Annotated in this window: 8 protein-coding genes; 7 read left to right on the top strand and 1 reads right to left on the bottom strand. The window is 70.0% G+C overall.

Features of this window, described 5'->3' with window-relative positions; all coding sequences use genetic code 11:
- A partial coding sequence (locus ACFQS9_RS04205; RefSeq protein ID WP_378401879.1) for a DUF222 domain-containing protein occupies positions 1–1,576 on the top strand: 1,576 nt, incomplete at its 5' end.
- A 66-nt stretch (positions 1,577–1,642) separates the two neighbouring features.
- The gene (gene treZ, locus ACFQS9_RS04200; protein ID WP_378401900.1) at positions 1,643–3,394 is read left to right on the top strand and encodes a malto-oligosyltrehalose trehalohydrolase; all 1,752 of its coding nucleotides are present in this window, start codon (positions 1,643–1,645) and stop codon (positions 3,392–3,394) included.
- On the opposite strand, the gene ACFQS9_RS04195 is transcribed toward treZ, so the two are convergent.
- The gene (locus ACFQS9_RS04195) at positions 3,391–4,917 is read right to left on the bottom strand and encodes an MFS transporter (RefSeq protein ID WP_378401877.1); all 1,527 of its coding nucleotides are present in this window, start codon (positions 4,915–4,917) and stop codon (positions 3,391–3,393) included. The genes treZ and ACFQS9_RS04195 overlap by 4 nt on opposite strands.
- A gap of 106 nt (positions 4,918–5,023) precedes the next feature.
- Between ACFQS9_RS04195 and ACFQS9_RS04190 the strand changes: the two genes are divergently transcribed.
- The 5 genes from ACFQS9_RS04190 to ACFQS9_RS04170 all read left to right on the top strand — a co-directional run bounded on the left by ACFQS9_RS04190 (position 5,024) and on the right by ACFQS9_RS04170 (position 11,111).
- The gene (locus ACFQS9_RS04190; RefSeq protein WP_378401875.1) at positions 5,024–5,557 is read left to right on the top strand and encodes a TetR/AcrR family transcriptional regulator; all 534 of its coding nucleotides are present in this window, start codon (positions 5,024–5,026) and stop codon (positions 5,555–5,557) included.
- An 82-nt stretch (positions 5,558–5,639) separates the two neighbouring features.
- Positions 5,640–7,829 (top strand): BTAD domain-containing putative transcriptional regulator, encoded by a 2,190-nt coding sequence (locus ACFQS9_RS04185; RefSeq protein ID WP_378401873.1) that lies wholly within the window; start codon positions 5,640–5,642, stop codon positions 7,827–7,829.
- Positions 7,826–8,869, top strand: a complete 1,044-nt coding sequence (locus tag ACFQS9_RS04180; protein ID WP_378401871.1) for a sulfite oxidase — start codon at positions 7,826–7,828, stop codon at positions 8,867–8,869. The genes ACFQS9_RS04185 and ACFQS9_RS04180 overlap by 4 nt, the downstream gene beginning before the upstream one ends.
- Entirely contained in the window at positions 8,866–10,263 is a 1,398-nt protein-coding gene (locus ACFQS9_RS04175) for an MBL fold metallo-hydrolase (protein WP_378401869.1), read from the top strand. The genes ACFQS9_RS04180 and ACFQS9_RS04175 overlap by 4 nt, the downstream gene beginning before the upstream one ends.
- Positions 10,260–11,111, top strand: a complete 852-nt coding sequence (locus ACFQS9_RS04170) for a sulfurtransferase (RefSeq protein ID WP_378401867.1) — start codon at positions 10,260–10,262, stop codon at positions 11,109–11,111. The genes ACFQS9_RS04175 and ACFQS9_RS04170 overlap by 4 nt, the downstream gene beginning before the upstream one ends.
- The last annotated feature ends 1 nt before the right edge of the window (position 11,112 follow it).

The raw sequence follows: 11,112 nt of genomic DNA, 5'->3' as shown, positions 1-11,112 counted from the left end.
CGTCGCGGTCCTGGAACCGGAGATCGTGGCCGCGGCACGGCACCTGACGCCCGGCCCGCTGGCCGGGGAAATCAGCCGCCTCATCTCCGAGTTCTCGGCGGAAGAGGCCGCCGCGCAACGCGAAACCGCCCAGCAGCTGGGGCGGCGGATCGTCAAACGCGGCCGCGGCACCACCTCCACCATCGAGGTGACCGTCTCCCCCGAGGAGGCCGAACAGGTGATGCAGCTGGTCGCCGAGTTCGCGGCCACCGTGTGCCCGCATGACAGGCGCGGCAAGCAATGCCGGCTGGTCGATGCGGTGATGGCGATCATGCACGGCGAGCCGTACCTGCAGTGCAGCTGCGGACGCGATGACTGCACCCAGGCCGGACGGACCGCGCTGCCGGGTCGGCGGGCACCGCTGACCCAGATCACCATCGACGTCGCGACCCTGGTGGGGTTGCTTTCCGAGCCCGCATACCTGCACGGCCACGGACCGATCGACCCCGAACTGGCACGCACACTCGCCGCAGACGGGACCTGGCAGGCACTGCTCACCGAAGCCCTCAACCTCGCCGAGGAACTCGGCCTGATCCACCATGACGACGGAGATGCCTCTGACGAAGGTGGTACCGGTCAAACGTCGAGCGGTGGATCCGCGACTCCCGCGGCCGAGACAGAGGCCGGGACCAAGACGAATACAGGCACACCCGACGGGGCCGATCCCGCCGCCCACGAGGCCGCCGCCCCGATCAATGACACTGCGCCGCAACCGGAACCGGTGGGCGCCGACGACAGCGGCGCCGGTCCCACCCAGCACGATGGGGCCCATACCGTCGAGGACGTCGGACCGGAACCAGCGGCGGGCACCGACGAAGGACCCGAGCCGGAACCGACGCCGGACACCTCTGCCCACACCGACCCCGTGCAAACCACCGGCGTCACGTCACCCCCGCTACCGCCGCGGTTCTGCCTGCGCTCGTTCCTCGCCCGCAGCCGCCGCCGAAAAGCCGGATACGTCCCCGACTTCGGGACACTCGCTCCACCGCGACCGTGCACAACCACACCACCGGCCCCGACCAGCGTCGGCACCATCACCGAAGCAATCCTCGCCGCCATCGATGCCGACCCGACCCTGGCGCGACCGGAACACCCGGACGGACACGGCGGATTCGCCACCCCACCCGACGGCGCCCTCACCTACCGGCCCGACGCCGCCACCACCGCACTCGTCCGCGCCCGCGACGGCCACTGCCGATTCCCCGGCTGCACCCGCCCCGCCGCCCAATGCCAGACCGATCACATCGTCGAATACTGGGCCTACAACCCGGCCGCCGGCGGCTGGACCATCGAATCCAACCTGCAATGCCTCTGCCAGTTCCACCACCAACTCAAAACCCTCGGCCTCTGGCAGGTGACCGCCCTCCCCGGCCACGCCCTGCTCTGGACCTCCCACACCGGCACCACCGCCATCACCCTCCCCGCCGGCGCCCACGGCAGCCACACCCTCACCACCCCCAGCCCACACATCACCGGCCGCCGCGGCCACACCCCATCGTCAAGGCCCAACCCTCCCCCGGATCCTCCACCGTTCTGAGACCGAAACGCGGCCACACCGACTGCATCGCGCCGTCGCGTGCGGCATGCTGGGGCAATGACTTCCGTGCATCGATTCGAGGTCTGGGCACCCATCCCGCAGAAAGTGCAGCTGCATCTCGACGGGGAGCTGCATCCGATGTCGCGGGACGAAGACGGCTGGTGGCGCGCCGCGGTGCCCGCGAACCCCGACAGCCGATACGGCTACGTCCTGGGCGACGACCCCACGGTGCTGCCCGACCCGCGCTCGCCGCGACAACCCGACGGCGTGCACGCGCCATCGCAATTGCACACGGTCGACCCGGACGCCTGGACGGACCGGGACTGGACCGGACGCAGGCTCGCGGGCAGCGTCGTCTACGAACTGCACGTCGGAACCTTCACCCCCGAGGGCACCTTCGACGCCGCAATCGCCCGCCTCGACCACCTGGTGGACCTCGGCATCGGGTTCGTCGAACTGATGCCCGTGAACGGATTCAACGGCGAACACAACTGGGGCTACGACGGCGTCCTCTGGTACACCGTGCACGAACCGTACGGCGGGCCCGACGGGCTGCAACGGCTGGTCGACGCCTGCCACCATCGCGGCCTCGGTGTAATCCTCGACGTGGTCTACAACCACCTCGGCCCCTCCGGCAACTACCTCGACCGGTACGGGCCGTACCTCGCGGGCACCGAGAACCCGTGGGGCGCAGCCGTCAACATCGCGGGCCCGTCCTCGGGTGAGGTCCGGCGGTACATCATCGACAACGCGCTGCGCTGGCTGCGCGAGTTCCACATCGACGGGCTGCGGCTCGACGCCGTCCACGCGCTGGTCGACCAGACCGCCACCCACCTGCTGGAAGACCTGGCCGTGGAGACCGAGACGCTGGCAACGCATCTGCGCAGGCCGCTGACCCTGATCGCCGAGAGTGATCTCAACGATCCCGCACTCATCGCGCCCAGATCCGCCGGCGGTCACGGACTCGACGCCCAGTGGAGCGACGACATCCACCACGCCGTGCACGCCGCGGTATCCGGCGAACGGCAGGGCTATTACGGCGATTTCGGCTCGCTCCGGTGCCTCGCCACCACCCTGCGTCAGGGCTTCTTCCACGCCGGGACCTATTCCAGTTTCCGTGGCCGAGCCCACGGCCGGCCGCTCGACGTGCGGCTGACGCCCGCCAGCTCACTGCTGGCGTACACCTGCACCCACGATCAGGTGGGCAACCGTGCGACCGGTGATCGTCCGGGGCTCTACCTGACCGCCGGACAGCTCGCGGTCAGGGCGGCGCTGGTGCTGGGCTCGCCGTACACCCCGATGCTGTTCATGGGCGAGGAATGGGGCGCGAGCACGCCTTTCCAGTTCTTCACCTCGCACCCCGAGCCCGAGCTCGCCGAGGCCACCGCGTCGGGCCGCCAGCGCGAGTTCGCCGAGCACGGCTGGGCGGGCGACGCCGTCCCCGACCCCCAGGATCCGGAGACGTTCCTTCGGTCCAAACTGAACTGGGACGAGATCGCCACGCCCGAGCACCGTCGACTGCTCGACTGCTACCGCGACCTGATCGCGTTGCGGGCCGCCCGATCCGACCTGACCGATCCGTGGCTCGATCACCTGTTTGTGGACTACGACGAGGACGAGCGCTGGATCGTGCTGCACCGAGGCGACATTCGGGTCGCCTGCAATCTCGGCCCGAACCCGGTGACCGTCCCGGTCGGCGGCCACCCCGTGCTCTGGTGGGAGCCGCCGACGCAGGATGCAACCGGCTCGGCGACTGTCGTCCCCGGGCATTCCTTCGCCATCCTCGACGCCGGGAGCGCCCCAGATCGGGGCGACTAGCGCGACCGCATCATCCGGTACACGAGCACCGCGTTGGCCAACAGGACGATCGCGGTTGCGGCGGCCGCCACGTGCATGCCGCTGACGAAGGCCAGGTGAGCGGAATCGAGCAACTGCGCTCCGGTCGCGTCCGGCGCCGCCTTGGCAACCGCCACCGCACCGCCGAGGGTCTCCTGTGCTGTGTGTGCGTCCTCGGCGGCGAAGGCCGACACGTCGAGTCCCTTACGGAAGATCGCCAGCACCACGCTGCCCAATACCGCTACGCCCAGCGCCACACCGAGCTCGTACGCCGTCTCGGACACCGCCGATGCGGCACCTGCCCGCTCCGGTTCCACCGCGCCGACCACCAGGTCGGAGGTGAGTGTCAGCGCGATACCGACGCCTGACCCGGCCAACATGAACCCCACGATGAACAGTCCGGCACCGCCGTCGGCGCGGAGCCACATCATCGCCGCGGCGCCGATCGCCGAGACAGCCAGTCCGATGCTGAGCACCGTGCCCGGCTGCCAGCGGCGGACCAGCCACGCGGCCAGCAGCGAGAACACGACGCTCATGGCCGTACCCGGCAGCATCAAGAGTCCAGCCTGCAACGGCGTCTTGCCCAGCACCAACTGCAGATACTGCGATCCGAAGAACAGCACACCGGCGAGCGCGAACACCGAGAGCAGGTTCGTCAGCACCGCGGTCGAGAAGGCGGGCCTGTTGAACAGACTCAGGTCGAGCATCGGATCCTCGAGAGTGCGCTGCCTGCGGATGAAGGCCCAACCGGCGACGACGCCGACCACGCCGATCGCAGCCAGCAGGGCGGTGGGTCCGTGCACGACAGACTCCTTGACCGCATACACCAGTGGGATCATCGCGAGCATCGACAGCCCGGCACTCACCAGGTCGAATCGGCCCGGGTTCGGATCCTTCGCCTCCTTGATCACCATCGGACCGAAGACGATGAGCGCCAGCATCACCGGCATGTTGATCAGGAACACCGATCCCCACCAGAAGTGCTCGAGCAGCCAGCCGCCGACCAGCGGGCCTGCCGCCGCGCCGCCACCGGCCATCGCGCCCCACACGCCGATCGCGCTGGTCCGCTGGCGCGGGTTGACGAAGATGGTGCGGATCAGACCGAGGGTCGCCGGCATCAGCGTGGCACCCGAGATGCCCTGCAGCACACGGGCTGCGATCAACATCTCGGGGTTCACCGACCACGCGGCGATCATCGACGCGACACCGAACCCGGCGGCGCCGATCAGCAGCAGCCGGCGCCGGCCGATCCGGTCGCCGAGAGTGCCCATCGTGACGAGGAGGCCCGCGAGCACGAACGAGTAGACGTCGATGATCCAGAGCAGCTGGGTGCTGCTGGGCGCGAGGTCGGCGCTGATGAAAGGCAGCGCCAGGTCCAGGACCGTGGCGTCCACCGAGATCAGCAGAACGGCGAAGGCCAGCACGACCAGACCGAGCCAGTCGCGGGCGCTCGCCCGCACATCGGACGGGTTCAATGCCAGTTCTTTGTCTGCGATGACAGACACGATTACTCCCAAAAGTGTTGAAATCAGATGTCGACTAAACCGTCCAGCCGGTACAGTCGCAGCCCTCAGGTTAGCAGCCGACCGTCCGGCCGGTACAGTGATTTTCGTGACAGCTACACGCGACCGCATCCTCGACGCCCTGGAGCGACTACTGCTCGATCGTGGTCTCTCGCAGATCACCCTCGAGGCAGTGGCCGCCGAGGCCGGCGTCTCCAAGGGTGGGCTGCTCTACCATTTCCGCAGCAAGGAGGCCCTGCTCGCGGGCATGGTCCGGCGCCTCGGCGAGCGGTCCGACCAGCAGCTGGCGGAGGCGGGCACCTCGGTCTCCGAGTGGTACCTGCAGACCATGGACACCAACAACACCAATGAGCTCGCCCTCTTCCAGTCCACCATCGCCGCGCTGCGTTCGGTGGACGGCAAGCAGGGCGAGATCCAGCAGGCCGTCATCGACATGATGCGGTCCTGGGACGAGGGACTCCGCGCCGAGTTCGACGACCCCGTTCAGGCCGAGATCGTCCGGCTCGTCGGCGACGGCATCTACCTCGCCGCCCTGCTCGGCCTGCCGCAACCGGACCCCGAACTACACCGCAAGGTCGTCGACCGGCTCCTCGGCCGCGAGGGTGCCGGCGACCACGCCTGAACAGCCCTCCTCCAACCGCGCCGCGCCTGGCGATCGCCACCCTCCGGTCGTAGATTCGAAGTGAGTCCGGTGGAGGCGTCCGATGGAGCAGCTGCACATCCAGCTTCTCGGCGGGTTCCGGGTGACGGTCGGCGCCCGGGAGATTGCCGACGGGGAGTGGCATCTGCGGAAGGCCAAGGCCTTGGTCAAGCTCCTCGCGCTGGCCCCCGGGCACGCGCTGCAACGCGAACAGGTGCTCGAGATCCTCTGGCCGGACCTCGACCCCGAGGCCGCTGCCGGCCAGCTTCGCAAGGCGCTGCACGAGGCGCGCCGGGTGCTCGTCCGGGATCCCGCGGCAACCTATCGATACCTCGAATCGGGCGAACTGCTCCGGCTGCGGCGGGGCACCGCGTGGGTGGACGTACAGCAGTTCGAGGACGCCGCGCTGCACGCCCGACGCACCGGCGACCCCTCCGACTACCAGGCGGCGATCGACCTCTACGCCGGCGATCTCCTGCCCGAGGACCTGTACGAGGACTGGGCCGCGGCCTACGCCGGCCCACTGCGCGCGGAGGTCATCGCGCTCCTGCTCGAGCAAGCGAAGCTGATGGAGGCCCGGGCCCGCTTCGACGAGGCGGGTGCGACCCTGAGACGCATCCGCCTTCTCGACCCCGTTCACGAGGAGGCGGGCGCCGCGCTGATGCGGGTGTGCGCCCTGGCCGGCCGACGGCACGACGCCCTGCTCGCCTATGACCAACTCGCACAGACCCTGCGGCGCGAGCTCGGGACCGATCCCGGCCCCGAAACCGTTCGACTGTTCGAGCAGATCCGGTCCGGTGCGGATCTGGAGCCCCAGCTCACCAGCGACCTGTGGGAGCAGGTCGGTGACCTGCGCCTGACATCGGGCGATTTCGGCGGATCGGCGGCGGCCTTCGTCGCGTCTCTCGGTGGCGCCGGCGAATCGCCGGACCGCACCGGGCGGGAAGCCCGGTTACATCGGAAGGCCGCTCAATCCTTTGTGATGAACTCCGACCCCCTCTCCGCCGGACCGCACCTCGACGCCGCCGAGCGCCTGCTCGCCGGCAGGCCCGACGAGCCGGAGTCCGGACGAGTACTGCGGGTGCGGGCCGACCTGCAGTGGGCGGTGGGCCGCGGGGATGAGGGGCTGGCCCGCGAATCCCGATACCGCGCGGCGCTGGAGACCGCAGAGGCCAGCCTGCGCATCGCCACCCGGCACGGGCTCAGTGACGACATCGCCGAAGCCCACGAGACACTCGCCATCGTCCATCACCTGCGCGGTGAATGGCGGGAAGGCCTGAAGATCGAGATCGAACGACTCGGCTCGGCCACAGGGAGCGAGCCCCATCTCGAACGCATCTTCGAATTCCATTGCTGTATCGGCGAATACCATCTCTATGGCGATCTGCTGCGAGACAGTGTCGAGGACTACGCCCGCGCGACCCTGCAACTCGCGCTCGACAAGGGTGCCCGCCATGCCCAGGCCTTCGCGTGGTGTCTGCTCGGCGAGTCGCTGCTGTTGCAGGGCCGCTGGGACGAGGCCCAGGCATGCCTCGAGCGCAGCACCGCGACGTATGCCGAACTCGACGCCCGCTCCGGTGTCCTCCCTTGGCAACGCCTGGCCGAACTCGCGGCCAGCCGAGGCGACAGCGAGCGCGCGGCCGACTGCCTGCGCCAGGGGATGGGCCTGGCGACCGTCACGCCGCTGGCCAGCCACGCCTGGGGGCGGCTGTACGCGACAGCGGCATTCGACGCCCTCGAACGCGGCGACCCCGCCGAGGCCGTCCGGGCCGTCCGGGCGGCCGCCGCAGCGGGCGCCCACTACGGCGAGTGCCCCAGTTGCACGGCGCTCCTCAACCCCATGGCGGCCGAGGCGTTCGCGGCGCTCGACGACCGACCTGCCGTCGCCGCCTATGTGCACGAAGCCGAGCGCGTCGCAGGATCGTTTCAGAGCGCGGCCTGGAGCGCGATGGCTCAGGCGGCCGCGGGATCGCAGGCACTGACCGATGGCGACCGCGCCACGGCCCGACGCTGCTTCCTCGAGGCCGCTGACCTGTACGACCAGGCGCGGCAGCCCTTCTGGGCCGCACGCACGCGGGCACAGGCCGCCAGGACCGGTGCGGGCGGCCCCGCCGACCGTGACCTTCTCGAGGAGGCTTCTCGCGTCTTCGAGAGACTGGGCGCGACCCGCGAGTTGGCTGACGCCGGCAGGCCCTCGACCCGCCACGCCGGGGAACGCGACGGGAACGCCCTCGGTGGAACCTGGGGAACATGACGCAGACACCTCGCCGGCCGACAATCCGGCTGCCGCGACCCGGCCCGGAGACGGTCACCGCTACGCCGTACAACGCGGAGACCGCGCTCGCCGCGATCGGCGAACCCTTGACCGACCCAGGAGCGTTCTTCGTCCGCAACCACTTCGATGCGCCACGAATGGACCCGCGGGACTGGCGGCTTCGCATCGACGGCGCCGTCCTGCGGCCGTTCACGCTCACGTACTCCGAACTGCGCGCCCTGCCGTCCCACGCGCTCGAGGTCGTCCTCGAGTGCGCGGGGAACGGCCGCTCCCTGATGAAGCCCACCCCGCCGGGGGTGCCCTGGGGCCTGCGGGCAGCAGGCTGCACGCGCTTCGTCGGGGTCACCCTGCGCACCGTTCTCGGGCGGGCGGGTGTCCTGTCGATGGCCCGGGAGGTCGTTTTCGCCGGTGCGGACGGATTCGAGCGCAGCCTCACCGTCCGGCAGGCCACGCGACCGGACGTGCTGCTCGCCACCCACATGGGCGATGGGCCGCTGACGCGACAGCACGGCGCGCCGGTGCGTCTCGTGGTCCCCGGCTGGTACGGCGTGGCCAGTGTGAAGTGGCTGGTCGGCGTCACCGCAGTCACGGAGCCTTTCCGGGGCCACTTCCAGACCTCGTACGTCTACCGCTACCCCGGGGTTCCCGGGGACGTGCCCACGCGCCGAATGCGGGTGCGGGCGTTGATCACCGCCCCACGTGACGGCGCCGTGCTGCCGCGCGGGCCGGTGACGGTGGCGGGCCACGCCTGGTCGGGCGAGGCGCCCATCGAGCGCGTCGAGGTCTCCCTCGACGGCGGCGCGACCTGGTCACCCGCACAGCTGCGCCCGGCACCCGGGTGGACCGATTGGTCGATCACCATGGTCGCGACAGCAGTCGGGGTCGTCCGTGCGGTGGCGCGGGCCACCGACCGCCGCGGGAACACCCAGCCGTGGACGGCGCCGTGGAATGCCTTCGGGTACGGCAACAACGCCATCGGCGCCGTCGAGTTCACCATCGGCCGAGGGGCTCGAAGATGAGTGAGATCGAGATCATCAGAACGGCGTCGCTCAGCGACAACAGCTACCTGCTCATCGCCGGGGACGAGGCCGCACTCGTGGACCCGCAACGGGATTGCTGGCGACTGCTGCAGGCCTGCGCGCGACGCCGGCTCGCGCTTCGCTATGTGCTCGAGACGCACGTGCACAACGACTACGTCTCGGGCGCGATGGAGGTGCGGGCGGCCACCGGCGCGCGGATCGTCGCTCCGGCGCGCGGCAGGTACTGCTTCGATCACCTGCCCGTCGACGAGGGCGACGAGATCGACCTCGGGGGTCTGACCCTGCTGGCGATGGCCACACCGGGCCACACCCCCGAACACACTGCATATCGGATCCTCGAACCCGCCCGGGCCGGACCGGGTGCCGTCTTCACCGGGGGCAGCCTGATGGTCGGCGGCGCCGGGCGCACCGACCTGCTCGGCGACGAGTTCACCGCCGACCTCACGCGGGCACAGTTCGCGTCGGTGCACCGCCTCTGCGCACTGCCGGACGATACCCGGGTCCTCCCCACCCACGGCGCCGGAAGCTTCTGTTCCGCGGCATGTTCCGACCTGACGCTGACCTCGACCATCGGTCACGAGCGGGTCAGCAACCCCGCAGTCCGCGCGGCCGACGAGCTCACCTTCGTCCGCGAGCGGCTCTCGGGCCTGCCGCCGTATCCGGCCTACTACCCGCACATGGCTCCGATCAACCGGGCGGGCGCGACCGTGCTCGGAACCCTCCCCTGTCCCCCGCGGCTGTCCGCAGGCGCGGTGAGCCGGCTCGCCGCAGGCGGGGCGTGGGTCGTCGACGGCCGGGACCGAAAGTCCTTCGCGGACGGGCACCTGCCCGGCTCGCTCAACATCGAGCTCGATGACGGATTCGCAAGCTACGTCGGCCGGGCGGTGCCCTTCGGCGCGCGCCTGCTGCTGGTTCTGCCGGAACCCGTCGCGGAATCCGTCCCCGAGGCCGTGAGCCAGCTGCTGCGGATCGGCTACGACGAGGTGGCGGGCATCCTCGACGGCGGCGTCGAATCGTGGCACGACGCAGGCCTGCCGCTGCGCCGCTACCCCGTCGCCTCCGCCGTCGAGCTCGCCGAACGTGATGGCGACGTCCGGGTGCTCGACGTGCGCACCGAGACGGAGGACACGGATGGGCACATCGACGGCAGCCTGCACGTCTTCGTCGGCGACCTTCCCCAACGAATGTCCTCGATCCCCCGCGACCGGCGGGTCTGGACCATCTGCGCGAGCGGTCGACGCGCCGCGCTGGCCGCCAGCCTGCTCGACCGGGACGGGATCCCGGTGACCGCCGTGACCAGGGGCGGGGTTACCGACGCCCTGGATGCAATCGCCAGATCCACACTCGACAACGCACGAAGGAGCGAGCAATGACAACCAACGGATATGCGAACCCCGGAGCACTGGTCAGCACCGAGTGGCTCGCCGAACGCCTGCACGAGCCCAACATCCGGGTGGTGGAGGTCGACGAGGACACCACCGCATACGAGAGGGGGCACATCTCGGGCGCCGTGGGATGGAACTGGACCACGGACCTGCACACCCCCGTGGTGCGCGACTATGTCGGCCGCGAGGCGCTGTCGTCGTTGCTGTCGGCTGCGGGGGTGACCGACCAGACCAAAGTCGTGCTGTACGGCGGCAACCACAACTGGTTCGCGGCCTACGCCTACTGGATCCTCCGGCTCCGCGGCTACACCACTGTGGCGCTGCTCAACGGCGGACGCACCAAGTGGGAGCTCGAGAACCGTCCGCTCACCCAGGAGATCCCCGAATACGCGGCGACCGGGTTCGCGCTGACCGGTCCCGAGCGCCCGGAGATCCGCGCCATGCGCGACGAGGTCCTCGCCGAGGAGGACGGCCCCACGCGGCTCGTCGACGTCAGGTCACCCGAGGAGTACCGCGGCGAGAAGCTGGCACCGGACCACCTGCCACAGGAACAGGCCTACGTGCCCGGTCACATCCCCGGCGCGGCCAACATCCCGTGGGCCCGCGCGGCAAACGACGACGGCACCTTCAAGTCGGCCGACGAGCTGATCGCGCTGTACGCGGAGAACGGGATCACCGCGGACAACCCGGTGATCGCGTACTGCCGGATCGGTGAACGTTCCTCGCACACCTGGTTCGCACTCTACGAACTGCTCGGCTACCCGAACGTGCGCAACTACGACGGCTCGTGGACCGAGTACGGCTCGATGGTCGGGGTGCCCGTCCAACTGGGGTGAT

It is taken from the genome of Rhodococcus daqingensis (assembly GCF_042665615.1).
Lineage (GTDB): Bacteria > Actinomycetota > Actinomycetes > Mycobacteriales > Mycobacteriaceae > Rhodococcus_G > Rhodococcus_G daqingensis.
This window is presented reverse-complemented; position numbering and strand designations above follow the sequence as displayed.

Bases quoted from the DNA above. Each gene is read 5' to 3' on its own strand.
- ACFQS9_RS04170 (WP_378401867.1), top strand. From the start codon at position 10,260: ATGACAACCAACGGATATGCGAACCCCGGAGCACTGGTCAGCACCGAG.
- ACFQS9_RS04180 (WP_378401871.1), top strand. From the start codon at position 7,826: ATGACGCAGACACCTCGCCGGCCGACAATCCGGCTGCCGCGACCCGGC.
- ACFQS9_RS04185 (WP_378401873.1), top strand. From the start codon at position 5,640: ATGGAGCAGCTGCACATCCAGCTTCTCGGCGGGTTCCGGGTGACGGTC.
- ACFQS9_RS04175 (WP_378401869.1), top strand. From the start codon at position 8,866: ATGAGTGAGATCGAGATCATCAGAACGGCGTCGCTCAGCGACAACAGC.